The 26693-nt window shown below is 42.2% G+C and carries 30 protein-coding genes, 21 tRNA genes and 1 rRNA gene; 15 read left to right on the forward strand and 37 right to left on the reverse strand.

Annotated elements, in window-relative coordinates; genetic code table 11:
- Positions 1 to 75: 75 nt before the first annotated feature.
- Genes BAE31_RS01790 through BAE31_RS01800 form a run of 3 tightly spaced genes read left to right on the forward strand, consistent with a single transcriptional unit; the run spans position 76 to position 2644 of the window.
- A complete protein-coding gene (locus BAE31_RS01790) occupies positions 76 to 1077 on the forward strand; it encodes an ABC transporter substrate-binding protein (protein WP_076839328.1) in 1002 nt (333 codons plus the stop codon).
- Between the two features lie 15 nt (positions 1078 to 1092).
- Positions 1093 to 1863 (forward strand): ABC transporter ATP-binding protein, encoded by a 771-nt coding sequence (locus BAE31_RS01795; protein ID WP_076839330.1) that lies wholly within the window; start codon positions 1093 to 1095, stop codon positions 1861 to 1863.
- 34 nt (positions 1864 to 1897) lie between these two features.
- Positions 1898 to 2644 (forward strand): ABC transporter permease, encoded by a 747-nt coding sequence (locus BAE31_RS01800; protein WP_370880888.1) that lies wholly within the window; start codon positions 1898 to 1900, stop codon positions 2642 to 2644.
- Positions 2645 to 2674: 30 nt separating this feature from the next.
- On the opposite strand, the gene ytkD is transcribed toward BAE31_RS01800, so the two are convergent.
- On the reverse strand, positions 2675 to 3151 hold the full coding sequence (gene ytkD / locus BAE31_RS01805) for an RNA deprotection pyrophosphohydrolase (protein ID WP_025093666.1): 477 nt from the start codon (positions 3149 to 3151) through the stop codon (positions 2675 to 2677).
- Positions 3152 to 3399: 248 nt separating this feature from the next.
- Here ytkD and BAE31_RS01810 point away from each other — a divergent pair, with 248 nt between their 5' ends.
- Both BAE31_RS01810 and BAE31_RS01815 read left to right on the forward strand, forming a co-directional pair.
- Positions 3400 to 4011 carry a TerD family protein gene (locus tag BAE31_RS01810; protein WP_076839332.1) on the forward strand — a complete coding sequence of 204 codons (612 nt, stop codon included), beginning with the start codon at positions 3400 to 3402 and terminating at the stop codon, positions 4009 to 4011.
- Between the two features lie 22 nt (positions 4012 to 4033).
- Complete coding sequence (locus BAE31_RS01815) at positions 4034 to 4819, forward strand: AIM24 family protein (RefSeq protein ID WP_024424922.1); 786 nt, start codon at positions 4034 to 4036, stop codon at positions 4817 to 4819.
- A gap of 28 nt (positions 4820 to 4847) precedes the next feature.
- Here BAE31_RS01815 and BAE31_RS01820 read toward each other — a convergent pair whose 3' ends face one another.
- The 4 genes from BAE31_RS01820 to BAE31_RS01840 all read right to left on the reverse strand — a co-directional run bounded on the left by BAE31_RS01820 (position 4848) and on the right by BAE31_RS01840 (position 6713).
- Positions 4848 to 5156 (reverse strand): hydrolase, encoded by a 309-nt coding sequence (locus BAE31_RS01820; RefSeq protein WP_076839333.1) that lies wholly within the window; start codon positions 5154 to 5156, stop codon positions 4848 to 4850.
- Between the two features lie 43 nt (positions 5157 to 5199).
- Complete coding sequence (locus BAE31_RS01825) at positions 5200 to 5604, reverse strand: phage holin family protein (RefSeq protein ID WP_076839335.1); 405 nt, start codon at positions 5602 to 5604, stop codon at positions 5200 to 5202.
- Between the two features lie 352 nt (positions 5605 to 5956).
- Entirely contained in the window at positions 5957 to 6148 is a 192-nt protein-coding gene (locus tag BAE31_RS01835; RefSeq protein ID WP_024424925.1) for a hypothetical protein, read from the reverse strand.
- Positions 6149 to 6275: 127 nt separating this feature from the next.
- Complete coding sequence (locus tag BAE31_RS01840; RefSeq protein WP_024424926.1) at positions 6276 to 6713, reverse strand: Dps family protein; 438 nt, start codon at positions 6711 to 6713, stop codon at positions 6276 to 6278.
- Positions 6714 to 6844: 131 nt separating this feature from the next.
- Here BAE31_RS01840 and ytzI point away from each other — a divergent pair, with 131 nt between their 5' ends.
- The gene (ytzI, locus tag BAE31_RS01845) at positions 6845 to 6991 is read left to right on the forward strand and encodes a YtzI protein (protein ID WP_003217544.1); all 147 of its coding nucleotides are present in this window, start codon (positions 6845 to 6847) and stop codon (positions 6989 to 6991) included.
- Between the two features lie 6 nt (positions 6992 to 6997).
- On the opposite strand, the gene BAE31_RS01850 is transcribed toward ytzI, so the two are convergent.
- The gene (locus BAE31_RS01850; protein ID WP_024424927.1) at positions 6998 to 7435 is read right to left on the reverse strand and encodes a FixH family protein; all 438 of its coding nucleotides are present in this window, start codon (positions 7433 to 7435) and stop codon (positions 6998 to 7000) included.
- A gap of 118 nt (positions 7436 to 7553) precedes the next feature.
- Positions 7554 to 8027: an S-ribosylhomocysteine lyase gene (locus BAE31_RS01855; RefSeq protein WP_003217624.1), complete on the reverse strand. Its 474-nt coding sequence runs from the start codon at positions 8025 to 8027 to the stop codon at positions 7554 to 7556.
- A gap of 126 nt (positions 8028 to 8153) precedes the next feature.
- On the opposite strand from BAE31_RS01855, the gene yidD reads away from it, so the two are divergent.
- Positions 8154 to 8378 (forward strand): membrane protein insertion efficiency factor YidD, encoded by a 225-nt coding sequence (gene yidD, locus BAE31_RS01860; protein ID WP_076839336.1) that lies wholly within the window; start codon positions 8154 to 8156, stop codon positions 8376 to 8378.
- A gap of 1 nt (position 8379) precedes the next feature.
- Here the strand turns inward: yidD and BAE31_RS01865 are convergent, their stop codons facing one another.
- Positions 8380 to 8946, reverse strand: coding sequence for a beta-class carbonic anhydrase (locus tag BAE31_RS01865; RefSeq protein WP_024424929.1), 567 nt, complete (start codon positions 8944 to 8946; stop codon positions 8380 to 8382).
- A 214-nt stretch (positions 8947 to 9160) separates the two neighbouring features.
- On the opposite strand from BAE31_RS01865, the gene BAE31_RS01870 reads away from it, so the two are divergent.
- A complete protein-coding gene (locus BAE31_RS01870; protein WP_076839338.1) occupies positions 9161 to 10150 on the forward strand; it encodes a metal ABC transporter solute-binding protein, Zn/Mn family in 990 nt (329 codons plus the stop codon).
- A 77-nt stretch (positions 10151 to 10227) separates the two neighbouring features.
- Here the strand turns inward: BAE31_RS01870 and BAE31_RS01875 are convergent, their stop codons facing one another.
- Positions 10228 to 10470, reverse strand: a complete 243-nt coding sequence (locus tag BAE31_RS01875) for a type B 50S ribosomal protein L31 (protein WP_076839339.1) — start codon at positions 10468 to 10470, stop codon at positions 10228 to 10230.
- Between the two features lie 176 nt (positions 10471 to 10646).
- Between BAE31_RS01875 and BAE31_RS01880 the strand changes: the two genes are divergently transcribed.
- The 4 genes from BAE31_RS01880 to BAE31_RS01895 all read left to right on the forward strand — a co-directional run bounded on the left by BAE31_RS01880 (position 10647) and on the right by BAE31_RS01895 (position 13491).
- Entirely contained in the window at positions 10647 to 11978 is a 1332-nt protein-coding gene (locus tag BAE31_RS01880) for a cytochrome ubiquinol oxidase subunit I (RefSeq protein ID WP_024425783.1), read from the forward strand.
- A gap of 22 nt (positions 11979 to 12000) precedes the next feature.
- Entirely contained in the window at positions 12001 to 13047 is a 1047-nt protein-coding gene (locus BAE31_RS01885; RefSeq protein WP_170871266.1) for a cytochrome d ubiquinol oxidase subunit II, read from the forward strand.
- Positions 13048 to 13115: 68 nt separating this feature from the next.
- A complete protein-coding gene (locus tag BAE31_RS01890) occupies positions 13116 to 13274 on the forward strand; it encodes a DUF1540 domain-containing protein (RefSeq protein WP_008360682.1) in 159 nt (52 codons plus the stop codon).
- Positions 13275 to 13299: 25 nt separating this feature from the next.
- Positions 13300 to 13491, forward strand: coding sequence for a hypothetical protein (locus tag BAE31_RS01895; RefSeq protein ID WP_076839341.1), 192 nt, complete (start codon positions 13300 to 13302; stop codon positions 13489 to 13491).
- A 106-nt stretch (positions 13492 to 13597) separates the two neighbouring features.
- Here BAE31_RS01895 and menC read toward each other — a convergent pair whose 3' ends face one another.
- The 6 genes from menC to BAE31_RS01925 form a co-directional block, all read right to left on the reverse strand.
- The gene (gene menC, locus BAE31_RS01900; protein ID WP_024425781.1) at positions 13598 to 14722 is read right to left on the reverse strand and encodes an o-succinylbenzoate synthase; all 1125 of its coding nucleotides are present in this window, start codon (positions 14720 to 14722) and stop codon (positions 13598 to 13600) included.
- Complete coding sequence (locus tag BAE31_RS01905) at positions 14709 to 16169, reverse strand: o-succinylbenzoate--CoA ligase (protein ID WP_076839342.1); 1461 nt, start codon at positions 16167 to 16169, stop codon at positions 14709 to 14711. Before BAE31_RS01905 ends, menC begins: the two co-directional genes overlap by 14 nt.
- Positions 16170 to 16239: 70 nt before the next feature.
- The gene (gene menB / locus BAE31_RS01910) at positions 16240 to 17058 is read right to left on the reverse strand and encodes a 1,4-dihydroxy-2-naphthoyl-CoA synthase (RefSeq protein WP_041107389.1); all 819 of its coding nucleotides are present in this window, start codon (positions 17056 to 17058) and stop codon (positions 16240 to 16242) included.
- A gap of 14 nt (positions 17059 to 17072) precedes the next feature.
- Positions 17073 to 17900 (reverse strand): 2-succinyl-6-hydroxy-2,4-cyclohexadiene-1-carboxylate synthase, encoded by an 828-nt coding sequence (menH, locus tag BAE31_RS01915; protein ID WP_076839344.1) that lies wholly within the window; start codon positions 17898 to 17900, stop codon positions 17073 to 17075.
- Complete coding sequence (gene menD, locus BAE31_RS01920; protein ID WP_076839346.1) at positions 17882 to 19627, reverse strand: 2-succinyl-5-enolpyruvyl-6-hydroxy-3-cyclohexene-1-carboxylic-acid synthase; 1746 nt, start codon at positions 19625 to 19627, stop codon at positions 17882 to 17884. The genes menH and menD overlap by 19 nt, the downstream gene beginning before the upstream one ends.
- Positions 19620 to 21038 (reverse strand): isochorismate synthase, encoded by a 1419-nt coding sequence (locus BAE31_RS01925; protein ID WP_076839347.1) that lies wholly within the window; start codon positions 21036 to 21038, stop codon positions 19620 to 19622. Before BAE31_RS01925 ends, menD begins: the two co-directional genes overlap by 8 nt.
- Positions 21039 to 21419: 381 nt before the next feature.
- Between BAE31_RS01925 and BAE31_RS01930 the strand changes: the two genes are divergently transcribed.
- From BAE31_RS01930 to BAE31_RS01940, 3 genes are all read left to right on the forward strand, one after another.
- On the forward strand, positions 21420 to 22358 hold the full coding sequence (locus tag BAE31_RS01930) for a 1,4-dihydroxy-2-naphthoate polyprenyltransferase (protein WP_076839349.1): 939 nt from the start codon (positions 21420 to 21422) through the stop codon (positions 22356 to 22358).
- Positions 22359 to 22476: 118 nt separating this feature from the next.
- Positions 22477 to 23211, forward strand: a complete 735-nt coding sequence (locus tag BAE31_RS01935) for a TraR/DksA C4-type zinc finger protein (protein WP_076839350.1) — start codon at positions 22477 to 22479, stop codon at positions 23209 to 23211.
- An 86-nt stretch (positions 23212 to 23297) separates the two neighbouring features.
- Positions 23298 to 23774, forward strand: coding sequence for a TspO/MBR family protein (locus BAE31_RS01940; protein ID WP_024424942.1), 477 nt, complete (start codon positions 23298 to 23300; stop codon positions 23772 to 23774).
- Positions 23775 to 23850: 76 nt separating this feature from the next.
- Here BAE31_RS01940 and BAE31_RS01945 read toward each other — a convergent pair.
- From BAE31_RS01945 to rrf, 22 genes are all read right to left on the reverse strand, one after another.
- Positions 23851 to 23922 (reverse strand) — tRNA-Glu (locus BAE31_RS01945).
- Between the two features lie 7 nt (positions 23923 to 23929).
- Positions 23930 to 24020: transfer RNA gene (locus tag BAE31_RS01950), tRNA-Ser, on the reverse strand.
- A 3-nt stretch (positions 24021 to 24023) separates the two neighbouring features.
- Positions 24024 to 24098: transfer RNA gene (locus BAE31_RS01955), tRNA-Asn, on the reverse strand.
- A gap of 6 nt (positions 24099 to 24104) precedes the next feature.
- Positions 24105 to 24181, reverse strand: a tRNA-Ile gene (locus BAE31_RS01960).
- A gap of 17 nt (positions 24182 to 24198) precedes the next feature.
- A tRNA-Gly gene (locus tag BAE31_RS01965) sits at positions 24199 to 24272 on the reverse strand.
- Positions 24273 to 24283: 11 nt separating this feature from the next.
- Positions 24284 to 24359, reverse strand: a tRNA-His gene (locus BAE31_RS01970).
- Between the two features lie 27 nt (positions 24360 to 24386).
- A tRNA-Phe gene (locus BAE31_RS01975) sits at positions 24387 to 24459 on the reverse strand.
- An 18-nt stretch (positions 24460 to 24477) separates the two neighbouring features.
- Positions 24478 to 24554 (reverse strand) — tRNA-Asp (locus BAE31_RS01980).
- A 4-nt stretch (positions 24555 to 24558) separates the two neighbouring features.
- Positions 24559 to 24635: transfer RNA gene (locus tag BAE31_RS01985), tRNA-Met, on the reverse strand.
- A 21-nt stretch (positions 24636 to 24656) separates the two neighbouring features.
- Positions 24657 to 24749: transfer RNA gene (locus BAE31_RS01990), tRNA-Ser, on the reverse strand.
- A gap of 7 nt (positions 24750 to 24756) precedes the next feature.
- Positions 24757 to 24833 (reverse strand) — tRNA-Ile (locus tag BAE31_RS01995).
- A 4-nt stretch (positions 24834 to 24837) separates the two neighbouring features.
- Positions 24838 to 24911, reverse strand: a tRNA-Met gene (locus BAE31_RS02000).
- 25 nt (positions 24912 to 24936) lie between these two features.
- Positions 24937 to 25009, reverse strand: a tRNA-Ala gene (locus BAE31_RS02005).
- Positions 25010 to 25017: 8 nt separating this feature from the next.
- Positions 25018 to 25094: transfer RNA gene (locus BAE31_RS02010), tRNA-Pro, on the reverse strand.
- Positions 25095 to 25101: 7 nt separating this feature from the next.
- A tRNA-Arg gene (locus BAE31_RS02015) sits at positions 25102 to 25178 on the reverse strand.
- A 10-nt stretch (positions 25179 to 25188) separates the two neighbouring features.
- Positions 25189 to 25274 (reverse strand) — tRNA-Leu (locus BAE31_RS02020).
- Positions 25275 to 25286: 12 nt separating this feature from the next.
- Positions 25287 to 25358: transfer RNA gene (locus tag BAE31_RS02025), tRNA-Gly, on the reverse strand.
- 30 nt (positions 25359 to 25388) lie between these two features.
- Positions 25389 to 25471 (reverse strand) — tRNA-Leu (locus tag BAE31_RS02030).
- An 8-nt stretch (positions 25472 to 25479) separates the two neighbouring features.
- Positions 25480 to 25555 (reverse strand) — tRNA-Lys (locus tag BAE31_RS02035).
- 37 nt (positions 25556 to 25592) lie between these two features.
- Positions 25593 to 25668 (reverse strand) — tRNA-Thr (locus BAE31_RS02040).
- 33 nt (positions 25669 to 25701) lie between these two features.
- Positions 25702 to 25777 (reverse strand) — tRNA-Val (locus BAE31_RS02045).
- A 791-nt stretch (positions 25778 to 26568) separates the two neighbouring features.
- Positions 26569 to 26684: ribosomal RNA gene (gene rrf / locus BAE31_RS02055) — 5S ribosomal RNA — on the reverse strand.
- Between the last annotated feature and the right edge of the window lie 9 nt (positions 26685 to 26693).

Consider the following 26693-nt stretch of genomic DNA (forward strand, 5'->3'; position numbering starts at 1 on the left):
TCATCTAGGCACTCACCAAAAATCCCTTTTGACATACTTTAATTAGTGATCTAGAACAAAGGAGGCGAATTACTCTTGAATCGTTCCATCAAAGTCAGACTTGCATTCATCGTCGTTGTCCTGCTCTTTATTCCATTTGTCGCCTGTAAAAAAGAACAAGAGCAGACCGTACAAGTAGCCGAGGTGACCCATTCGGTTTTTTATGCTCCGCTATATGTTGCCTTATCTGAGGATTTCTTCAAAGAAGAAGGGCTAGAGGTTGAATTAAAAACGACTTGGGGCGGTGATAAAACGATGACAGCTCTCTTATCCGGCGGTGCAGATATCGCCCTGACCGGATCTGAATCCTCTATCTATGTAGAGGCTCAAGACACAAAAGACTCTGTCATCAACTTTGCACAGCTGACACAAACAGACGGTACATTTCTTGTTTCAAGGGAGAAAGTGAGCGAATTCTCTTGGGATCAATTAAAAGGAAAAGACTTTCTTGGACAGCGGAAAGGCGGCATGCCGCAAATGGTCGGTGAATATGTCCTGAAAAAGGAAGGCATTGATGTAAAAAAGGATCTCCGCATGATTCAAAATATTGATTTTGCCAACATTTCAGGCGCTTTCTCCTCTGGAACTGGCGATTTTGTGCAGTTATTCGAACCGACAGCATCCTTAATTGAAAAAGAAGGCAAAGGGTACATTACCGCCTCCTTTGGAGAGGCTTCCGGAAAGGTGCCGTATACCACCTTCATGGCAAAGAAGAGTTACTTAGAGGAAAACAAAGAGACAGCTGAAGCCTTCACTCGCGCCATTTACAAAGCGCAGAAATGGGTAGAAGCCAAGCAGCCGGAGGAGATTGCCAAAACCATTCAATCTCATTTTCCTGACACAGAACTTGATGTCTTATCAACTGCCATCAAACGCTACAAACAGCAAAACTCCTATGCAGCAGATCCCCTTCTGAATGAAGAGGAATGGAACAAATTGCAGGAAATCATGAAGGAGAGCGATGAATTGCCGAAATTTATCCCGTACAAACAACTTGTCGATTCATCCATTGCAAAGAAGGTCACAGAACACAAATAGAATAGGAGGTAGCACATGTCTTTCCTTCAAATTGACCATGTGACCCACACGTACTTCTCTTTAAAAGAAAAAACAACGGCCATACAGCACATCAATATGGAGATAGACCAAGGAGAATTTATCTCATTTATTGGTCCCAGCGGCTGCGGAAAAACCACCCTGCTGTCTATCATTGCAGGAATAACGCCGCCCTCTGAAGGCCGAATTTTAATCGAAGGAAAAGAACCGAATCAAAAAGAGCATCAAATCGGCTACATGCTCCAGCAAGATTATTTGTTTCCTTGGAAAACCATCAAGGAAAATATCATTCTCGGGTTAAAAATTACCAAGCAAGATTCACATGAAGCCACCTCCGCCGCTCTTGGCTTACTGCCTAAGCTTGGCCTTCATGATGTAGAGGAAAAATACCCGAAGGAGCTGTCAGGCGGTATGAGGCAGCGTGCGGCTCTCGCCCGAACGCTTGCAGTGAATCCCGGTCTGCTTTTACTAGATGAACCCTTTTCAGCTCTAGACTATCAAACCAAACTCACTTTAGAGGATCTCGTCTTTCATACACTCAAAAACTATCAAAAAACAGCGGTCCTTGTGACACATGACATCGGCGAAGCCATTGCGATGAGTGACCGCATTTTCTTATTCTCTAAGCATCCTGGCTCAATCAAGCGAATGTTTACCGTTCCAGATGAACTGAGGACTCTTTCTCCTTTCGAAACAAGACAGACCCAGAGTTTCCAAGAGCTCTTTCAAACGATTTGGAAGGAGCTGAAAACCGTTGAAACACAGTGACCTTTTACATGAAGCCTATCGCAAAAAATACCGAATGGAAAAACGCATGACCCGAATCTATCAGTTCATTATTTTCGCCAGCTTCTTTTCGCTTTGGGAGCTTGCCAGTCATTTTCGTCTTATCGATCCACTGATATTTAGTTCACCATCAGCAGTCTGCCAATTGTTTGTACAAAAAATATCCGATGGGTCTTTAATGAATCATATGAGTATTACATTATTTGAAACAGTGCTCGGATTTCTACTTGGTACCTTTTGCGGCATTTTGCTCGCTGCCGCCTTATGGTGGTCCACCCGCCTGGCAAACGTTCTTGATCCTTATTTAGTCATTTTAAATGCCATGCCAAAAGTTGCCCTCGCCCCGATTTTAATTGTTGCCCTTGGGCCTGGCATGATCAGCATCGTTGCCATGGGCGCAATCATTAGTGTAATCATTACGACGATCGTCATATATACAGCCTTTCAAGAGGTCGATGAGAATTATTTAAAGGTGATGAAAACCTTTGGTGCGAAAAAAAGCGTCGTCTTTCGCGAGGTCATTTTGCCAGCTAGTATTCCAACGATGATTTCTGCGATCAAGGTCAATGTCGGCCTTTCTTGGGTAGGGGTTATTGTAGGGGAATTTCTTGTTTCCTCAAAAGGGCTCGGCTACATGATCATTTACGGCTTTCAAGTCTTCAACTTTACACTCGTGTTCTTAAGTCTTTTCATTATTGCCGTGTTTGCGACCATCATGTACCAGCTTGTGGAATGGCTCGAACGTCGTTTTCTTCAAAAATAAAAAGCACAGGGATTGTCACCCTGCGCTTTTTTAACGAATCAAACCGTTCTTTTCTAAATAAGCAAGACTTTGTCTTAACACATCATCTTTCATAATAAAACTGAAATTCTTATTTTTTGCGATGGATCTTGGCAAGTCTGCGAAAAGAACGGGTCCTTTCGTTTCAAAATACGTGTCTTGCTTCACTAGTTTTTCAATATCAGCGAAATAAATATTCTTGACAATGACCTTTTCTCTGCCCAGCACCTGATATTGACCAATATACGTTAATTCACGAACAACAGCACCCGTCTCTTCTTGAATCTCCCGTATAGCGGCTTGGTCTGCTTCTTCATCCGGCTCAACTTTCCCTCCTGGAAACTCATAGCCCCGATCCTCATGTTCAGTGAGCAGCCATTTCCCTTGGTAGCGGCAGATGGCCCAAACATGCTTAGGATGACTTGAAAAAGGCTTCTCCTCAAAAGAGAGCTTGACCGTATTATGATAATAGTCTTTAAATACATGCATGTGAAATCCCTCATATCCTGTCCTTGCTTCTTGTAAAACATCATACCACAGATCACATTTATCTGAAGAATTTTTATCAAAAGTGAAACAAACAAGTGGTTCCAACTCGTCTGTATCTAAAATGAGGTATTGTTGCTAAAACCTTTTTATCATCTCCAACTTCACCCAATTTTAATCATGAAACCTTTTATCCCTATATGACGTAAATGAATCAGTGTTTGTCCTATGACAACGAGGAGGAAATCAGCATGAGTATAAAAAATGGGTCAAAACAAGACTCACCCCATGAGGTGATCAAGAAACACCTCGTGAAAGGACAAAAGTTAGATTTAACAAAAGACAATCCATCGGTCGACCAAATTCATATCGGGCTTGGCTGGGACCTGGCTGGTCAGCCAATTGATTTAGATACGCAAGTGTTTCTTTTAAATGAAGAGGATAAGCTGTTGTCTCCTAAGCATCTGATCTATTATCACCAGCAGCAAAGCTTAGATGGAGCTGTTCGTCATCTTGGTGATCATCAATTTGGCGGAGGGTATCGAGACAATGAAATGATTATTATGCAATTAAGCAGAGTCTCACCTGATATTCATAAAATTGTCGTCACAGCCACGATACATGATGCACACGAACGCCAGCATCATTTTGGACAAGTCACCAATGCCTACGTGCGACTTACGGATCAAATCTCGCAGCAAGAGATTTGTACCTTTCAGTTAACAGAGGATTATTCGTATTGTACATCCATTATATGCGCTGAACTCACGAGAGATCAGGAGGAATGGAAAATCACCGCGACCGGGCAAGGGACTACTCTAGATTTAAATGATTTATGCCGCATCTACGGATTTACATCTTGACGCAGGAAAGGAGCCGGCACCTATGGGATTTCATTTCAACACGATAGAAGAACTTACCTTACAAGCAGAAGGCAGCGGAATCTTTTTTGCCAAAAAAGGCGCCATGATTGCTGATCAAGGAAGTTTCCAATACCGCAAGCGATTACTTGGAACGAATAAAGGAAATATGGTCAGCCAAGTATTTAACCATATCAGCAGGAAATTCACAGGTGAAAACCTTGAAATGATGGAAGTGAGTGGACAAGGTACTTGCTACTTGGCGGATGCAAGCGAGCATGTAACAGTGATTAATCTTGAGCCAAGCGGTCCTTGGCAGCATGTAAGTGTAGAAAGTGAAGATTTACTTGCCTTTACTGAGGAATGCCATTACGGCGTCACACCAGTGGGCGTTGGTATTTTATCACAGAAAGGACTGTTTACATCAAAACTCTCTTATCAAGGGCACGGAGCGCAGGTCGCCATTAAAACGAATGGAAATCCGCTCATTTTAAAAGCCCCCTGCCGTGTAGACCCTGACGCAATTGTTGCTTGGACAGGCAAAGCACCGAAGGTCAAACTAGATGTGAACTGGAAAACTTTCATTGGACAAACATCTGGCGAATCCTACTTATTTGAGTTCCAGGAACAAGATCAAATCGTCATTATCCAGCCATCTGAGCGCACATCTGGCTTACGGGTGGGCTTAGATGATAATCGCTACAAACCTCAGAGCCAGAGCTCCTCTCATGAATTCACCAATTCACAGCAAGAAAATAGAGGCGGCGGGATCAGTGATTTGATCGGAGGCATTTTACAACCGCGAAAATAAAGCATGTAGAGATTCTCTACATGCTTTTTCAACTCATCAAACCATTTGTCTCAATAAAGCTCCTTGTTTCTTCATTGCCGAGCTCATAAATCATTGTGTAAATCTCTTTTCTTTTTCTATCCATTTCATCATTTGGACTATCATAATGATATTCAAGAAACGGAACATGCGCCCGAAAGAAGCCTTTCCAATCTGTCATATACTGTTCATCGAAATAGTCTCTCAGCTGCAAAATTTGATCATCATCTGCTTCTATTTGAAATTGCCAAGCCGCTGCATCTCTATGCTGCGATATCGATCCATCTTGTACGGATACATAGTACGTGTGTCGCGCCATCTGAATCATCCTTTTTCCTTTAGTATGACCAGATATGAGGAAATTACGGCTTTTTGCGCAATTTATTTTTCAACATGTCCAATACATCAATAAACAACTGTGGAATGGGAACTCCAAGGGCTCTGGCTGTCGAGACGATTTGGTAAGATTCATAAATAATATAAAAGATGATCGCTAAATCCTTAATCGTCCCATTTGTCTTCAGCATGACATCGAAGAAATGTGCCATAGATATTAAGGAGACTGTCACGACCTTTCGAACAATCCGCGTTAAAAACCGCTTCATTGTGAGCTGCCCAGTCAAAGATTCTCTTAGGCTTGAACAAATTAATTCAATAGCCATCAACGTCACTAAAATCATCAGTAAATATCCTGCTCCACCAAACAGAAAGCCCATCGCCGACAAACTCACTGTAACCAACGAAAAGATGCCTAAATCCTTGCTCACTTGGCATCAACATCCTTTCAAAGTGGAACTCCTTACCTCAATAGTATATGCCGATTTCTCGCAATAGCTTGGACGACAAAAAATAAAGGCGCTGTTATGTATTCAGGGAGACGAATGAGACCAAAAAAGCCGCCCCATGAGGCGGCTTTAGACTGTTGACAAAGGGCTAAAATGATCTTGATTTTAGCCCTTTGTCTTCTTTTCAGCGTGATAGAAAACCTTTGCAGCCCTAGGAAGGGCGAGTACCGGAGCGGAGCGAATTGAAACATTCGTGAGCACCGGAGCGCAGACCTGACACCGAATGCGAGGGTTTGTCTACACGCTGAAGCCGCCCATGAGGCGGCTTCTCTTTTTAGACTCTGACATCAATAAATGAAGCATCTGAATCCTTTGGCTGAACAGCTTGAGGCTGCTGCTGCACTTGATCCAGCATCACCATAGCTTGTGCTGTATTCGTAGCAAGCTGTGAATTCAACAAACTAATATTGAGTGTCTTTTGAATGCTCGCTACTTGCTGACTCATCATTCCTGCAATAGAAGACATCTTCTTCCCTCCCTTCTCTTTTCTCTTCGGCTGAAAGCCCTATGATTTCAATGGGCTGTCTGTCCCGATTCCAGTAAAAAAAGAATGTCGGTCTATTTATGACCGACATTCTTTTCACATACGTGTATTATCCTAAATATGCTTTAAGCATCCAGTTGTGTTTTTCAATGGATTGATGAATCGCAAGCAGCATATCACCTGTAGTTTCATCGCCAACCTCTGCAGCTAGCTCCATTCCTTGCTTTAATTCCTCAGCGATATTGGAGAAATCATCATATAGATTTTTCACCATTTGCTCCGCTGATTCTTTGCCCTCTGCTTCTTGAATGCTGGAAATTTCTAAGCACTCTTTCATTGTCGCAACAGGCTGTCCATTTAAAGCAAGCATACGCTCAGCCAAATCATCAATATATGTAGCTGTTTCTGTATATAGTTCTTCAAATTTCTCATGGAGTGTAAAGAAATCTTTCCCCTTTACATACCAATGATAGTTATGTAATTTCACGTAAAGCACAGTCCAATCAGCTACTTGTTTATTGACGACGTTTAATAATTGTTCAGACATATTTATTCCTCCTTATGTAATTGCGTTTAGTATGAGAATACCCTTTTCTTATTATACTGAAACCTGCCGTCAATTTCTTCTATTTTGACTGCATGAAATATATGTTAATATGGAAATAAGGAGGGAGTTAGATGCTGTTACTTGGGATTATCAGCTTTATCATTATCTCAATCGTTGTCTTTTTATCATTGTGGACGACATCGAAGGCTTATGAATATAAGCATAAAGTCGATTCACCACAGGATGCAGAACCAAATCAACGTCCTAATCCAAAATAAATCCTTTTAATGATGTGAGGTTTCTTCTTCTGCAGTAGTTGAACTCTCTTTTTTCACCTCACCTACGTGGATGTTCGTTTTCGGCATATTATGCTGCTGTTTAGCTGTCACATGGACTTGTATGATATAAAGGCCATCTTTTTTGAAGGCTGTATGCAATTCGTATACACCTTTGTTTTCTTTCTTTGGCTGAATCATCTTGCTGTTATCCTTGTCGCCATCTTTCCACACTTCAAATTGAACATCATCTGCATCATCAACAGGCGTATCACCGTATGTGACAGCTGCTTTTACTATAACGCTTTCATTTTTCTCCACTTGCTCAGGTCCTGTGAGCTTTACTTCTAATAGCTCAGGCACTTCCCCTTTGCCGCTATTTGCTGCAGAGTTTCCACATGCACTCAATAACGTGAGCATCAGAATCATTCCCAACATTTTTCGCATCCTGCGTTTCCCCCTTCTTTTACTGACATGTCCATTTTAACAAATATCCCCTATTTTGACATCTCTGTTTGAATTCAAATAAAAAACCGGACATCTAAATGCCCGGTTCATCATTCTATTAACCAAATACTTTTAAAAGCTCTTCTTGATCCTGAGAAAGCCAGAAACGCATTAAACGTTTTGCCCCTTCAAGGTCATGAAGCTTCGCTTGGCCGCATTGCTCTTCGTTTGCAGCAGGTATTTCTGTTACTTCAACCGCATCCTTGAATGTTGCATCAAGAAGTTCAACGATCTCTTTTGGAGTTGGTGCACCGCTGACAACTAAATAGTAGCCTGTCTGGCAGCCCATTGGAGAAATATCGATGATATCAAAATGATCATATTTCTCAGAGTGTGTTCTAATATTAAACGCAAGCAAATGCTCTAATGTATGAATCGTATCAGGTTTCATCGCCTGCTTGTTGGGCTGACAAAAACGAATATCGAATTTATTTACTTCCCCATCTGATCCCACTTTATGAACGCCGCAATGACGAACATATGGCGCTTTTACAGCATTATGATCAAGTTCAAAGCTTTCGACTGAAGGCATAATCACCACTCCTATAATTGCAATTTCCTATATTATAACATATTTCTCCGACCAGTTTAGTTTATAAAACTTTCCTTCTTTGTCCTTTTTTCTTATACTGTGGAAGACAGACAAGGAGGAACCTCTATGAAACAAATTTTTATCGGCATGATACGCTTTTATCAAAAATGCATTTCCCCTCTGACACCGCCAAGCTGCCGGTTTTATCCAACATGCTCAAACTATGGACTAGAGGCAATCAAAACGCATGGCGCGATCAAGGGCGGCTGGCTCACCACAAAACGGATTTTGAAATGTCATCCGCTTCATCCTGGAGGCATCGATCCTGTCCCGCCTAAAAAGGAAAAATAACTTACTTTTCTTCATATCCGTTGACAACTAAGTCAAGCTTCCCTGTTCCAGGGTCAATGACAAGCCCATGTACAGGTACATCTGATGGAAGAAGCGGGTGATTTTTTACTACAGACACACTGTCCTTCACGCTCTCTTCAACTGAACTAAAGCTTTTGAGCCACTGTTTAAAATCAATTCCTGAGTATTCCAGTACTTCAATACGTTTTTCTGGAATACCGCGCTCAACGGCTTTATTTAAAAGTGTCTGGCTGTCTATTTTACTCATCCCGCAATCATGATGCCCAATGACATATACCTCGTCAGCATTTAATTCGTAAACAGCAACTAAAATGCTTCGCATAATACTTCCAAATGGATGAGAAACAAGCGCCCCAGCACTTTTGACAATCTTAATATCACCATTTTTCATGTTCATGGCACGCGGAAGCAGTTCAACAAGTCTTGTATCCATACACGATAGAATGACAGCTTTTTTCTGTGGAAACTTTGTTGTTGTAAATTCTTCGTATTTCTTTTCTTCAATAAATTGTTGATTATATTCGATGATTTCATCTAAAAGTTTCATACGTTTGTCCATTCCTTTATCTTTTTTTAAAAATAAATATAGCACAATGTAAGAAATTTCGTCACGTTTTGCAGCTTATTTTTTTAAAGGAAACATCTGCTGATGAAAATTTTTTATTTTCCTCTTTTCAAATCGTAATTATTACGATACAATAACTCAGGACATTAAATCGTAATCATTTCTATCTATTAGATTGAGAGGAGACATTTTCTACATGAAAAAAATCTTTTTTATTTTAACAGCTGCTTTATTCGCGATCGGTCTTGCCGCTTGCTCAAGCAGTGCGGGCACTAATGCTTCAAAAGGAAAGGCAGACGGGAAACTAATCATTTACACCACGATCTTCCCAATTCAAGATTTCACTGAAAAAATTGGCGGCTCTCACGTTCATGCTCAAAGCGTGTATCCTGCAAATGCAGATGCACACAGCTTTGAACCAAGTTCAAAAACAATGGTTGAAATGGCTGAAGGTGATGCCTTTATCTACAGCGGCACAGGGGCTGAAGCATTCGCAGACAAAACTGCTGCCACTTTAAAAGACCAAGGTGTGAAAACAGTCAAAGCAGCCGAAGGCATCAAATTGTTATCGACAAAAGAAGAACATGCACATGAAGAAGGCGAAGATCATGACCATGAAGGTCAAGACCACGACCATGATCATGACGGGCACGATCACGGAGATAAAGACCCTCATGCATGGTTAGACCCAGTTTATGCACAGCAAATGGCGAAAAACATTAAAGACACACTCGTCTCTTTAGATCCAGATCATAAAGACGAATACACAAAAAACTATGAACATCTAAAAAAAGATTTGCAATCGTTAGATCAAGAATTTAAAACAACGTTATCTAAAGCTAAACATAAAGAAATTCTTGTTTCTCACGCAGCTTATGGTTATTGGGAAAAGCGCTATGGCATTGAGCAAATCAGTGTTTTAGGGTTATCCGCTTCTGAGGAGCCATCACAAAAACAGCTCGAAAACATTGTACAAAAAGCGGAAAAGCATCACATTCAATACGTTATTTTTGAAAACAATGTCAGCAGCAAAGTATCAGATACAATCCGCAGTGAAATTGGGGCAAAAAGCTTGACCCTTAAAAATCTAGAATCCATTACTGAAGATGATGCCAAAAATGGCGAAAACTACGTCAGCTTAATGAAACAAAACTTAAAGACCTTAAAAACTGCATTAAATGATTAATGCTTTTGAACCCCGGGTGATCAACCGGGGTTTTTTGCTGTAAAAAAAGCACACCGTTATCGGGCGTGCTTTTTTGATTACATTTGATATTTTTTCTTAAACTGCTCAGCTCTTCCGCCTTTTTCTCCGAATTTTTGACGTCCTGTATAAAAAGGATGCGTATCAGAGCTTGTTTCTACTTTAATGACAGGATACGTTTTCCCATCTTCCCACTCTACTGTCTCGTTTGATGTCTTTGTTGATCTACTCAAGAAGCGGTAACCGCTGTTTACGTCCATAAATACAACTTCATGTGAGGTTGGATGAATATCTTTTTTCAATGTCAAAACTCCTTTCGTTAATAAAACGTAATGGTTACGTTTTATATTTATATTCTACTCCCTCTTTTACAACTTGTCAAAAAACAAGCTTTCTTAGTCAGGAAGAATAATCTAAAAATGGTGGAGAATAATAAGCATCATGAAAAAGAGAAGCGATAAGAAAGGCGGAGAAAAAATTGACTGATCTCGTTTTAGCTAGAAGCCTGTTCGGCACAACCATGGGCTTTCATATTATTTATGCCTCGCTTGGCGTTGGCATCCCGCTAATGATTTTGTTAGCTGAACTCATCTTTCAAAAAACGAAGGACCCGCATTATGCCATCATGGCCAAGCGGTGGACAAAAGCACAGGCTGTTCTGTTAGGGGTCGCCATTCCAACAGGCACCATTGCTGGTACGCAGCTTGCCCTTTTATGGCCAGGTTTTATGGAGGTCATCGGAAAGGTCATGTCACTGCCATTCCAGATTGAAATCTATGCGTTCTTTATAGAAGCATTATTTATGTCTATTTATGTGTACGCAGCGGACCGCCTATCAAATGCAATGCGCATCATTACGGTTATTTTTATCGTCATTGGTGCAGCTGCATCAGCGATTCTAATTACAAACGTACATGCTTTTGAAGGAACTCCTGCTGGCTTTCAGATGGTAAATGGAGAAATCACAAATATCGAGCCTTGGAAGGCCTTTTTCAATCCAAGCTTTGCTGTAACTGCTACACATGTTGTGCTGTCTGCTTTTACAACAGGTGCTTTTGTGATTGCTTCAGTTGCAGCTTTTAAAATGCTCAAAACGAGAAAAAATGAGAAGCTCTATACATTTCATCGAAAAGCCCTTTTTCTTGGACTCATTGTAGGAGGACTTTTCTCTTTTCTAACAGCCTTAAATGGCCACGAATCCGCTCAGCTTCTGTATGAATATCAGCCTGAAAAGCTGGCTGGAGCTGAAGGTTTATTTGAAACGCAATCACATGCGCCTCTTGCAATAGGTGGTTTTACGGATGCTGATTCGCAGGAAATTAAAGGTGCGATCGAAATTCCTTGGGCGCTCAGTTTTCTGGCAGGAAATAGCTTCGATACAGTGGTCAAAGGCTTAAATGATTTTCCTCGTGACGAGTGGCCGCCTTTATTTATACACACATTATTTAACGGCATGGTCATTATTGGATCGGTACTCATTCTATTTGCGGTATTAGCGCTGCTTTACCGTAAAATTTTAAAACGGGACAAATTTCCGAAGTGGCTTCTTTTTCTTTACTTATTCGGCGGGCCTCTTAGTCTTTTGGCTATTGAATTTGGCTGGATCTTTGCTTGTACAGGCCGCCAGCCATGGGTCATTTATCGAATGCTCAAAACGTCAGAGGTTGTCACATCATCAGGCTCGATCGGGACACTTTTTATCCTTTTTGCCATTGTCTATCTCATCTTAGGCATAGCAACCGTTATTGTGCTGACGTACTACTTTAGAAAACATTCGATTGAAGAAGACCTACGGTTAACAGAATCTTAAAAAGGGAGCGATCTTGATGCAAATGGATGTTACAACTGATGCGCTCATTGCAATCACCATCTTATGGGGATTCGTTTTTATCTATGCAGTGATGGCATCAATGGATTTCGGCGCAGGATTTTGGTCGATGATTTATATGAATAGAGAACAAACAAAGGCCGCTAATATCGCAAATAAGTACCTTTCTCCAACATGGGAAGTGACAAACGTCTTTATTGTCGCCATCGTTGTCGCATTGTTCAGCCTGTTTCCAGGTGCGACCTTTGTACTTGGTACCGTTTTATTAATACCCGGCAGCATTATATTATTGCTTCTTGCACTGCGAAGCGGGTTTCTCGTGTTTTCTCATTCACTGCCTAAGAAATACCGAAAAGCGGTGACGTATATTTCAGGGATCAGCGGCTTTATCATTCCGTCCATCCTGATCATGGTTCTCCCAATCACCCATGGTGGCTTTATCTTTCAGGAGAACAACGTCTACTCATTAGATCTTGGACTGGTCTTTACAAGTGCAAATGTCTATTCTTTTGTCGGCTTTGCCATTTTCAGCACCCTTTTTCTTTCGTCCTTGCTTTTAGCTGATTTCTCTAATGTTGCTGATGAAGATGAAGCTTACAGCATTTATAGAAGAGGGGCGCTCATTACGGGTCCACTTTCACTCATGATGGCCTTTTTTATCATGCTGACATTACGAAGCGAGGCCAATTGGCTGTTCACAAAAATGATGCAGAACATTCCTATTCTTCTTGTATCTCTCTTAATGTTTCTGCTCGCAGGACTGGCTCTATTTTTACCAAACAGCCGGTTTAAGCATCGGAAAGGGAGACCACGCCTTGCCGTCATTGCAATTACCATTCAATATTTCTTAGCAAGCTATGTGTATGGGCGTGCCCATTTGCCTTACATGGCTTATCCAGATATTACAATCATGTCTGGATTTACAGACCCTGTCACATTTAGGGCATTATTTATCACCTATATTGTAGGGTTTATCATCTTGTTTCCCGGATTTTATTTCTTCTGGAAATTATTTATGAAGGATAAGCGCTATATTCGCCAGGAAGATTAACATGAATGGACGAGCTTCATTTCGGTTACATTATAGATGAAAGACATACTCAAAAGGAGGTCATCTGTATGAGTCAAAAAATCCTTTGTGAAGTCAATAACTGTTCCTATTGGAATGCTGGAAACCGCTGTGGTGCAGATGCAATATATGTCGTCAGCCACACAGGAAATACGGCTGAGAAAAGTGAAGAAACGGATTGTAAAACGTTTAAACCACAAGACCTTTAAGTCTCATTAAAGGAGGCGCTTCAATTTGAAACACGATCGGCTGCTTCAAACGTTTTTTGACGAAATTCATGACGCGGATGAAGCCGCATTCCACCAAGCCGCTCACTCCTTTTTAAATCTTTGGGATTATGAATATGGACATGCATCAAACATGCCAAGTGAAATTCATCAGTATATCGGACAGCTTGCTTTTGACAGCGAGCTGGTTGAAGAGTAAGAAAGAGCGGATCACCGCTCTTTCTTTTTTGTTCAGACAGGAAGGAAAAACTTTCTCTCACTATACCTAGATTATATTGGGGATGCAAAAGGTGATTCCTTCGTTTTTATCTCACAAAATCATGTTTTGTAAACACGTCGATTTTATCTGAAAACGAACGGAGCGCTTGGTAATCAACTTCCACGCCCATTCCTGGGGAGCGGGGCACCTCAATAAACCCATTTTCAACCTTAATTTCAGGAAAAATGATATCCTGCTCCCAAAATTTTGACGAAGCTGAAATATCACCGGGAATCGTAAATTGAGGAAGCGAAGCAAGTGCTACGTTCTGCGCTCGGGAAATACCTGTTTCAATCATCCCTCCGCACCATAATGGAATTTGATGCTCCTTACTGAACGTATGAATTTTAAGAGCCTCTGTCAATCCGCCAACTCGTGAAGGCTTCACATTAATAATTTGACAGCTGCCAAGCTCTACAGCTTTTCTAGCATCATCTAAAGAACAGATACTTTCATCTAAACAAATCGGCGTTTTTAAATGCTTTTGCAAATGGCGATGGTCCACAATATCATCTGCAGCTAAAGGCTGTTCAATCATTAATAAACGAATATCGTCGAGCTGCTTAAGCTTGCTAATATCTTTTAATTCATAAGCAGAGTTTGCATCTGCCATTAATGGCAGATCAGGAAAAGACTCTCTGATCTTTTGAAGAAGTCCAATATCTTGTCCTGGTTTAATTTTCACCTTCACCCGCTGATAGCCTTGGTCAACAAATTGCTGAATTTGCTCAAGCATATCGTCAATAGGGCCTAACCCCGCCACAACGCCAGATGGTATTTTATCTTTTGTACCGCCTAATACATCGCGTAAAGACTTATTCTCACGCTTCGCATAAATATCCCAAACAGCCGCTTCAATGCCTGCTTTCGCCATCCTATTGCCTTTAAAATGATACAGACTGTCAGGGATTTCTGAAGGATGTGTAAAGGTGCGCGTCAGCACGTTCGGGATAAAGAAAGCCCTCAGCATATGATAGCAAGTCTCAATTGTTTCTTCTGTATACCACGGAGAAGAAAAAGCAGAAACTTCTCCCCATCCAGTCAATCCTGTCTGATCTTTGACTTCAACAATAATAAACTCACGCTCTGAAATGGTTCCAAGACTTGTTGTAAATGGCTGTTTAAGCTTCATCGTGACATGATATAAAATTACTCGTTCAATTTGAATCATTTGAAAACCCCTTTGATCTGAGTCTGTGCCTTTGCAATTTATTCGACGCATTTCTTGGCAGCTCGTCCACAAAGTGAAAAGCTGCGGGCCATTTATATTTGGCTAAATGCGACCCACATAAAGCATAGAGCTCATTCTCCGGTATCTTATCATCTGTTACAAGGAAAGCAGCAGGTACCTCTCCCCATCTATCATCATACATACCCGTTACTCCGGCTTCCTTTACATGCGGATGTGTTAGCAGAACCGCTTCAATTTCCGCAGGATAAATATTTTCTCCGCCAGAAATAATTAAATCTGAACGGCGGTCAAGCACAAATAAGAACCCTTCCTCATCCACATAGCCAATATCGCCCGTTTTCAGCCAGCCCTCATCAAAGGCATCCGAGGTCGCTTCTTCACGGTAAAGGTATCCTTTCATCACATTTGCACCTTTCACCATAATTTCGCCATGCTCAAAAGGACGGCAAATGCGATCACCATCTTGAATTTTCAGCTCACACCCAAAAAGAGGTTTTCCCGCTGAACCAAGTTTCTCTACGCTAAATTCGGGCGCAAGGGTCACAATTTGTGAACAGGTTTCCGTCATCCCGTACGATTGAAAGACAGGAAAGCCCTTCTCTTTGCTTTCTTGGAGCATCGCATAAGGCGCAGGCCCTCCGCCTAATAAAAGACAGCGCAAAGAAGATGGACATTCTTCCAGTCTGCTTAATAAACGAGATAACATCGTCTGAACAACAGAAATCATCGTCACACGATGCCGTTCAATAGAATCCTTTACTTCATCAACATCAAACTTCTGATGAAGCACGACTGTCATCCCATATATCACAGACTTAAATAAAGCGGATAAGCCGCTAATATGAAAAAGAGGCAGGGAAATGAGCCAGCGGTCAACCTCTCTGAGACCCAGATTCAGTGCAGAGGAAACTGCACTATGAAAATGATTGCCAAACGTTTGCTCTACCCCTTTTGGACGTCCTGTAGTCCCAGATGTATACATGATGGTCGCTGTTTCATTCAAATCAAATTCGCTCTCGATCTTCTTGTCATGGCCTTGCCCTGGTTCAGGTAAAGTTTCCATTGTATAAACGGGTAAATCACCCTCATGGTCGCTTGCATAAATAGATTCCGTTAATAAAGCCGCTGCTTTTGCATCTTCTAGCTGATAGCGTCTTTCAGCTTTTGTCAGCTTATTATTCAATAGCACAATTTTTAACCCTAATAAAAAACAGGCATGTACAAGCATCACCATGTGAGGATGATTGTTCATCAAAAGGGCAACCGTTTCCCCTTTTTTCAATGATGCCTGTGCAAGTCTATTTGAAAGCTCGTCCACTTCATGAGCTAATTCGTGAAATGTCCACTCTTTCTCTTGATAAATAAGTGCGACTCGATCTGGCGTTAAATAGGCACGGTGCAGCAGCCAATTAGGTTGCTTCATCATGACACCTCCTTTTCGTAAAAGAAAACAGCTTAGTCTGATGCACTAAGCTGTTTTCATTAATATCATTGAATCAAGGGAAACGCGGGAACTGGCCGAAGTCCGGCTTGCGTTTTTCCTTAAAGGAATCGCGTCCTTCTTTTGCTTCATCTGTTGTGTAATAAAGAAGAGTCGCATCTCCTGCAAATTGCTGAATTCCAGCTAATCCATCTGTATCTGCGTTAAATGCAGCCTTCAAGAATCGTAAAGCAGTCGGGCTCTTTTCTAGCATCTCCTCACACCACTTCACGGTTTCCTCTTCAAGCTGATCTAATGGTACAACTGTGTTAACAAGTCCCATATCAAGCGCTTCTTGTGCATTGTATTGACGGCATAAGTACCAAATTTCTCTTGCTTTCTTATGACCAACAATACGTGCAAGGTAGCCTGAACCATAACCAGCATCAAAGCTGCCTACTTTTGGACCTGTTTGTCCAAAAATCGCATTATCTGCTGCAATCGTCAGGTCACACACAACGTGAAGAACGTGTCCTCCGCCAATCGCATACCCTGCCACCATTGCGATAACTGGTTTTGGAATGACACGAATCAAACGCTGTAAGTCTAATACATTTAGACGTGGAATTTGATCGTCTCCTACATAACCGCCATGGCCGCGAACTTTTTGATCTCCACCAGAACAGAATGCTTTTCCGCCAGCACCTGCAAGTACGATCACACCAACTTCTGAATGATCACGAGCTCGTGAAAATGCATCAATTAATTCACTAACAGTCTTTGGGGTAAACGCGTTATGTACGTGTGGACGATTAATCGTAATCTTTGCGATCCCATTGTACGTTTCATATAAAATTTCGTCATACTGACGCTCAGTTTGCCATTCAATAGCCATCAATATTTCCTCCTCTAATCTTGCGCTAAAATAAACTCACTTACTATTTTACCAAAAAAATGTGGTTGTTCCACATGAACTGTATGCCCAGCATGCTCCGCCAAAATGAATTGACTTCCTTTCAGCTCCTGCTGCATACGTTTCCCGATAAGGCAGAACTTTTCATCAAGCGTTCCGCAAATGAATAATACAGGCAAATGAATATGCTTTAATGCCTTCCAAACAGACGGCTGTGAACCTGTTCCAATTCCTTCTAAGCTGCGAGCCAGCCCAAGAGGATTGGCCTTCAGTCTTCCCTCTCTCAGCTCAGTCTGCCTTTCAGCTGATAAAGTTTTCTGCGAAGCAAACAAAGGAATGCTTTCCCAAAAATCCACAAACTTCACTAAGCCCTCATGTCTGATTTTTTGAGCGAGCTGATGATCATGCTTCAGTCTTGCCATCCGCTCTTTAAAAGTGCGTAGCCCTGGAGACGTACTCTCAAGGATCAATTTATTGACACGATCTGGATAACGAGCGGCAAATGATAAAGCAATACGTCCTCCCATAGAATATCCGAGAATATTCACTTTGTGAAGCTTTAATTGGTTTAAAATCTCTGCAAGATCTGCCAGCTGCTGAGACATTGTATATCTTCTCACACTTTCTGGCGAGTCCGTACGCCCATGTCCGAGCAAGCTGACCTGAATCAGTCTTGTATTCTCCAAATAAGCATTCAAGAACGTCCAAGACGCTGCACTTCCAGTGAAGCCGTGTAAGCATAGTGTGGCATTTGCTGCCGAAGGGTTCTGGTCCACCACTTCGTACGCTACCCCATCACGCATTCTTATGATGAGAGAAGGCATTCTTTTTTCACTTCTTCCAATATGTCATCCATCATTTGACGATGCTTGTCTACACGGGAATGACGATCTGTTTCAATTTCAATTAAATGAAGCCCAGGTTCATCGATGTGTGCCATATACACATCATGTAACTCTTGTTTCGATGCCGGTTTCGAATAGGTTCCCCCATATAACTTCGATGCATACTCAAAATTCAGTCCTGTCGGCGTACCGAAGAGCTTTTCATAATACGGTTCATCAGACGCCTGCGGAAGGAAAGAAAAGATACCTCCCCCATCATTGTTTATCAAAACAACTGTCAGCGGAATGTCCATCAGTTTAGCTGCAAGCAGACCGTTCATATCATGGTAAAATGATAAATCTCCAATGACTAAAGTAACTGGCTGCTTTAAAGCTGCATACGTGCCAAGTGCTGTGGATACAACGCCGTCAATGCCATTTGCTCCGCGATTCGCCATCATTCGAAAAGGCTTGGACTGAGTTTCAAAAAATGTATCTACATCACGAATTGGCATACTATTTCCGATAAAAAGGACACTCTCCTTTGGCAAGAGGTGCTGAAGCTGACGGTACACATTCCCCTCGAAGGACAAATCCTCATCTGAAAAGCGGGCTGCATGCGTTCTAAATGAAGAATTAGCATTCTGCCAGCGTTTTAAGAAACTTGTCTCCTCACGTTTTTCTGCTTGATTTAATGCTGCTTCTACAAAAGCAGAGACAGTACTTTCAATGACGTATGAAGCACTTAACCCAGGATCACGGAAGCCCCCGGCAGCATCTACAACAACCTGCTTTACTTCCGCATGTTTTTCCAGCCACTTGAATAAGGGCTTAGACACAGGCATCGGGCCAAAACGAATGATCATATCCGGCAATAGATGCTGTTGCAATGCTTCATCTTTCAATAAAGAATCATAAGCATCGATAATTAGCTCTTTATTCTCATGCCCGTTGCGCAAAAGAGAAAGCGGGTCAGCTAAAATAGGAAAATGCAGGGCTTTCGAAAGGCGTAAAACTGCCTCTTTTTCTTCCTGTGTATGAAGTTCACCAGCCACAATCATTCCCTTTTTAGATTGGTTCAAGGCAGTCACGATTTCAGACATCACTCGATCATTTGGGAAAGCCTGACCTGATGCTAATACCTTTTTCGTGTCTGATTCTTCTCGCGCGAAAGGATCAATAGACAGATCAGGAAGCAATGGTTCTCTCAGAGGTACATTGACCTGAACAGGCCCCTTTGGCTCCTGCATCGACATGTGATTTGCTCTCGCAGCTGCCGTCTGAACATAACGCAGCATCGTTTGACTTTCCTCTGGCAACGCTAAGTCTGTGAACCATTTAACAAACTTACCGAATAAGAATTGCTGATCAATCGCTTGAGGTGCCCCAACTTCTCTCAATTCGTGCGGCCGATCAGCAGTTAAAACAATAAGAGGTACACGAGAATAATGCGCCTCTACAATGGCTGGGTAAAAGTTAGCAGCTGCCGTACCTGATGTACAAATAAGCAGCACTGGCGATTGACTTGCTTTTGCAAGACCAAGCGCATAAAAAGCAGCAGACCGTTCGTCCACTAAAACATGGACATGGATGTCCTGATGAGCAAGGGCCAGCATTGCAAGCGGAGTTGAACGAGAACCAGGACAGACTACTGCCTCTTTCACACCACCTTGGACAAATTCATCCATCAATCTGCCTATATATGTTGTCATGATGTGATTATTCAATAGGATGACCTCCAAGAGCAGACAGCATTGGTCTTAACTTCACTTGTGTTTCCTCATACTCCTGCTTTGCAAGGGAATCCTCTACAATTCCGCAGCCAGCGAATAAACGAACATGATCTTCCTCAATAAGACCAGACCGAATGGCTACAGCAAATTCTCCATTATCCTGAGAATCAATCCAGCCTACCGGCGCTGCATACCAGCCGCGCTTGAGCGGTTCGATTTCACGAATCACTTCAACCGCCTTTTCCTTAGGATATCCGCCTAGTGCCGGCGTCGGATGAAGCTGCTCAATTAATGAAAAGAGGGAACAGCTGCTTTTGATTTCTCCCACAATCGGTGTAAACAAATGCTGAATGTTTTTTGTTTTATAAAGACTTGGTTGATTTGGTTTATGCACGTGAAGGCAATTCGCTTCAAATGCTTGCTCAATCATATTGACGACAATTTGATGCTCAATCAAATTCTTCTCATCATGCAGCAGTTCCTCGCCTAATGCGTGATCCTCCGCTTCATCTTTTCCGCGAACAATGGAACCTGCTAAACAGGATGAAAAGACCTCTCCGCCGCTTTTTTTCACTAAGCGCTCCGGCGTGGCTCCGACAAATGCTTGTCTTCCTTGTTCAACCGCAAATACATAACTCGTTGTTTGATGCTTTAATAATTCTGCTAATAGTGGAGCGAGTTCAATTTGATTTTTATAGTGAAGCAAGACTTCTCTTGCTAAAACAACCTTTTCATATTCATTTGCACGAATGTGGTCTGTCGCTTCTTGGATCGCCTTCATCCATTCCTTCACATCCAGCTCTTCCATATGAACAAGTTCAGCTTGTCCACCAGTCCGTACTGGCAATGTCTCGAAACGAGAGGCTTTTTGTTCTAATTCCTGAATAAGCTGATGAACATTCCCGTCCACCTGCTTCCACTCATTGATCGTAAGAAAACTGCCTTCTTTTGAGACAGTCAGCATGATCGATGGCACGAAAAAATGAGCCTCGCCAAATGCTTCCCAATGACGCGCCTTCTCTTCATACGGATCAAACGAAAATCCTCCAAATAAAAGCGGACCAACAGCCGCTTGCTTTAACTCCTTCTCATCATGAAAATGGAACATGTGCTGCTTGAGCTGTTCCCATTCTTGATGGATTATATCGAATCGTTCCTTGCCTTGCTCAGATGATTTAATGACGGCCGCTCTGCCAAGTCCAGAAAATATCATTTGGCTTTCTGGATCAGACCAAAAAAACCGCTCGCCTAAAAAATCCGCTTCGCCGCTTTGGAAAAAGGCAAGAGGATCCAGATCGTCAACTCTTCTGGAGTAGCTTATCAAAACAGCATGGTTGACGTTATTCGCTTCTTCTAATGTCGCAAGCGCTTCCTGCCGGAAAGTACTTTGCACTGTTGTCACCATGATACATTCCTCCAAAACCCATGAAATAACATAAAAAAATAAAACCATAATGAAAAAATACATGAACATTCGAATATGTCGAATGACCTGCTTTTCTATTATAAACCTTAACAGATGAACTTAGTAAAGAAAACAGCTTTTAAAACCTCGAATCCTTATTATATCACGCTTTCAAGATTTTTTCGCTCCTGCTTATTGAAACGAGAGCATCTAAGGTAAAATGGCCGGACCTCGTTCGAAAATCAAGTTTCCTTCGATATGGCAACGATTAGCAAACATCTTTTTCCCGTTTCATCGCATCAATATATTGACACCTTTTTGAACTTTGCTAAACTGGAATTTGGACGTGTACGTATTTTTTTATTTAAAGGAGTATATTTTATGCAGCATCATTCGATATCAGATCAGCTTTCACCAATTAAGCCTGATAAAAACTGGCGAATTTGGTGGAATTTACTACGACCGCATACACTAACAGCGGCATTTATTCCCGTTACTTTAGGAACTGTTTTAGCACTTCCAAGTGGTCAAATACATGTTGGGCTATTTTTAGCCATGCTATTTGCATCTATGTTTATCCAAATCGCAACAAACATGTTTAATGAGTACTTTGATTATGTTCGCGGGCTCGACAACGAGAAATCTGTCGGCATCGGCGGAGCCATTGTAAGAAACGGTGTGAAGCCAAAGACAGTTCTCAGCCTCGCTTATGCACTATTTGCGCTTTCTTTATTACTTGGGGTATATATTTGCATGATGTCTAGCTGGTGGATTGCACTAATAGGACTTATTTGTATGGCAGCAGGCTATTTCTATACTGGCGGGCCTGTACCAATTGCATATACACCATTTGGAGAACTTGTTTCAGGTGCTTTTATGGGATTAGGAATCATCCTGATTAGTTTCTATATCCAAACAGGCACACTGACGTCTAAAGCTGTTCTCGTCTCACTACCAATTTCTATTTTAGTTGGTGCCATTTTACTGTCGAACAATATCCGTGATTTAGACGGAGATAAGGAAAATGGACGAAGAACACTTGCCATTCTTGCTGGACGTAAAGCTGCAGTGAACATTTTACTTTCTATGTTTTTGGTATCATATGTACTCATTTTTGTTTATATCTTCACAGATATCGTCGGTCTTTGGAGTCTTCTTGTTTTACTCAGTGTGCCAAAAGCCTATACAGCCATTAAAGAGTTTAAGCAAAAAGAAAAACCGATTGAATTAATGAATGCCATGAAGTCTACAGCTCAAACCAATACATTTTTTGGTTTTCTGCTGACGATCGCTTTGATCTTACAATACTATATCGCGTAACAAAAAACGCCTGCAGCCGCAGGCGTTTTTTTAATAAGGAATTGCTTCAAATTGGAACTAGTCTTACATACAAAATTGCTCATACTAACAATATGTTTGATATGAAAGGATGATCGCTTTGTTGTCTAAAGACGAATTACATCATTTGAAGCAGCGCCTTCTCGATGAAAAGAAAGAACTTGAAGCCAAAAGCCATGACGATGAACAGAAAGTATCCTTTCCTTACGATTCGATCGGTGAATTGTCTGCCTATGATAACCACCCGGGTGATCAAGGGACAGAGCTATTCGAGCGTGGGAAAGATATTGCTTTAAACAGTTTGGAACATGAACATATGTTAGACATCAATGAAGCACTTCAAGCCATTGCAGACGGCTCTTATGGTCTGTGCAAAGTCTGTAAAGCCCCTATTCCAAAGGAACGCTTAGAAGCCTTGCCTACTGCCGTCACATGCACAGAGCATTCAAAAGAACAGACCGTTTCACAAAACCGTCCGATTGAAGAGGATTTATTAAGTCCGCCAGCGGGACAATTTGAAAATGAAGAAAGTGCTGCGTACGATGGAGAGGATGCCTACCAAGACGTAGAACGCTACGGAAATTCTGAAACCCCGTCTGATATGGAATTCCCTCCTCTGACATACGATGATGTGTATACACAATCAGAAGATGAAGATTATGTGGAGGACTACGAAGGATTCGCAGCTGCTGATATAGAAGGAAAAGCCAGCAAGGTGTATCCGAACAAAGCACACGAGGCCTATGAAGATGCATTAGACGAAGAAGGTGTCATGACGGTATTTGGTGACTTGAAACCGTACGAGGAAGAACCTTATACAGAAGAAAATCATTAGTCCCCTCATATTGGGGGCTTTATGTTTATATCATGTAATTATTGGGAAATTACTTTAAGAGTGAATTTGATTGGAGGAGATTCTTGATGGCTAGAAAAAGTATTATTTGGGCGATTGTCGTCTTCTTTATTACATACGCACTATTCTCTATTGCCGGATTCTTGTTCCCCATCGACAGAGAATGGTATGACGCATTGAATAAACCAGAATGGACGCCTGGTGGCGGTGTGATTGGTGCTGTATGGGCTGTCTTGTTTGCACTCATCTCATTGTCCGCAGCGATCATTTATGGAAAGTATGGATTCCAAAAAATCACATTACCGTTTTGGATTCTTTTCCTTTTAAATTATGTATTCAATCAAGCCTTTAGCTTTTTTCAATTTACACAAAAGGATTTGTTTGTGGCTACGATCGACTGCCTGCTCGTCGCACTGACAGCACTCGCACTTGTCATCGTATCGCGTAAACTAAGCAAAGTCGTTCCAATTTTACTGATTCCTTATGTCTTATGGGGCTTCTTTGCGACATACTTGTCTTATACGATCTATTCCATGAATATGTAAAAAAAGACCGCTATCATAGGGTCTTTTGTTTTGAAGAAAATAAAAAAGAGATCTTTGACAAGATCTCTTTTAAAAATGACCCGTACGGGATTCGAACCCGTGTTACCGCCGTGAAAGGGCGGTGTCTTAACCGCTTGACCAACGGGCCAGAACAATGGCGGAGAAGGAGGGATTTGAACCCTCGCGCCGCTTGCGCGACCTACACCCTTAGCAGGGGCGCCTCTTCAGCCACTTGAGTACTTCTCCATTTGGCTCCGCAGGTAGGACTCGAACCTACGACCGATCGGTTAACAGCCGATAGCTCTACCACTGAGCTACTGCGGAAGATCATGGTGGGCCTGAGTGGACTCGAACCACCGACCTCACGCTTATCAGGCGTGCGCTCTAACCAGCTGAGCTACAGGCCCATGAACAGATATACAAATGGAGCGGGTGATGGGAATCGAACCCACGACATCAGCTTGGAAGGCTGAGGTTTTACCACTAAACTACACCCGCAAAAATATGTATGGGGCGATTGATGGGAATCGAACCCACGAGTGCCAGAGCCACAATCTGGTGCGTTAACCACTTCGCCACAACCGCCATACTATGAATGTTTTTTTATAAAAGTGGCTCGGGACGGAATCGAACCGCCGACACACGGATTTTCAGTCCGTTGCTCTACCAACTGAGCTACCGAGCCAAGTATTCTTTTGAAAAATGGCGGTCCGGACGGGACTCGAACCCGCGACCTCCTGCGTGACAGGCAGGCATTCTAACCAACTGAACTACCGGACCATTTTGGTTGCGGGGGCAGGATTTGAACCTGCGACCTTCGGGTTATGAGCCCGACGAGCTACCGAACTGCTCCACCCCGCGATGATATGAATTTAAAAAATATGGCGGAGGAAGAGGGATTCGAACCCCCGCGGGCTTTGACACCCCTGTCGGTTTTCAAGACCGATCCCTTCAGCCGGACTTGGGTATTCCTCCGTATAGATGGTGGACCTTGTAGGACTCGAACCTACGACCGGACGGTTATGAGCCGTCTGCTCTAACCAACTGAGCTAAAGGTCCTTTATAGCGGCGGAGGGGATCGAACCCCCGACCTCACGGGTATGAACCGTACGCTCTAGCCAGCTGAGCTACACCGCCATGATCAAAATATACTTTTATAAAGTGGAGCCTAGCGGGATCGAACCGCTGACCTCCTGCGTGCAAGGCAGGCGCTCTCCCAGCTGAGCTAAGGCCCCATAAAAGATGGTCGGGAAGACAGGATTCGAACCTGCGACCCCTTGGTCCCAAACCAAGTGCTCTACCAAGCTGAGCTACTTCCCGATCTTAATGGCGCGCCCGAGAGGAGTCGAACCCCTAACCTTTTGATCCGTAGTCAAACGCTCTATCCAATTGAGCTACGGGCGCTTATTTATAATGCCGAGGGCCGGACTTGAACCGGCACGGTAGTCACCTACCGCAGGATTTTAAGTCCTGTGTGTCTGCCAATTCCACCACCCCGGCGTGGATGGTATAAGCGGAAGACGGGATTCGAACCCGCGACCCCCACCTTGGCAAGGTGGTGTTCTACCACTGAACTACTTCCGCATTACAGGATTTCTTTATTTTATTTGGCAATGCGGGTGAAGGGACTTGAACCCCCACGTCATAAAGACACTAGATCCTAAGTCTAGCGCGTCTGCCAATTCCGCCACACCCGCATGAAACATGGTGAGCCATGAAGGACTCGAACCTTCGACCCTCTGATTAAAAGTCAGATGCTCTACCAACTGAGCTAATGGCTCGCTTTAAAAGCGACTTGTCTATCTTACCATATGAAAGTGGTGCCGGCAAGAGGACTTGAACCCCCAACCTACTGATTACAAGTCAGTTGCTCTACCAGTTGAGCTACACCGGCTTTATCTATCCTAACATTATGTAAGAATAAATATGGTGGAGGATGACGGGCTCGAACCGCCGACCCTCTGCTTGTAAGGCAGATGCTCTCCCAGCTGAGCTAATCCTCCATATTGTGTAGTTTCGAAGTGTCTCTCGATCCGACAAAGATTATTATATACAGGTTTTATATCATTTGTAAAGGCTATATTAAAAAAATTTTTGAATTTATTTTAAAGCTGTTTTTTCACCTTTTCGTTAAGGCACCTAAAGAAGTTTACCACTTGTCTCATCTTTTTAAAAGCCTTTTTTTCATTTTTTTATGTTTTTTTGTTAAAAAGAGCACTAATAAGGCTCTAGCACTGCAAAAACAGCAATTTCGAAGCTTTCATATCCTTGTTTTATTTCATATATCTCTGGATAAAAAACATTCAAAAAAGAAATTCTGTTATTATTTTATTTTTCTGAGAAATCTTTTTTGCATAAAAAAGTGTAAAAATAATTACTGGTCTTTACTATTTTTCAACAAATCGTTTCACATTATTTTTTTGCTGCTTCAAACACTCAACAGCTTATCATTATTATTGTTTGTTTCTTTTCTCTTCTTTTAAGTTAAAAATCCAACAATGGCTGACTATCCCCTTTGGGGTGGGGTGCCTTTCTATCTCGTGTCCCTATACCATCACCTCTTTACGTCTATTTAGTCCAAGGAGAGGTTTTCTATGCTTTTAATGACCCTTGATAATTTGAGCTGCTGGTTCATATGAAGACTGAAGTGTTAAATTGAAGGAACGTAAAGTTGGATTTATTTGGAAATTAGTGAGGAGACAACGTATTTTCACTTTACGAACCTATTATATAGAAGCAAGTCATGCAAAAACACAAAAAAGACCAGTTCCGGCTGGAACTGATCCTTATAGAAGCTTGGCGGCGTCCTACTCTCACAGGGGGAAACCCCCAACTACCATCGGCGCTGAAGAGCTTAACTTCCGTGTTCGGTATGGGAACGGGTGTGACCTCTTCGCTATCGCCACCAAACCTGATGGA

The organism is Bacillus sp. I-2, from assembly GCF_001974945.1.
Lineage (GTDB): Bacteria > Bacillota > Bacilli > Bacillales > Bacillaceae > Bacillus > Bacillus safensis.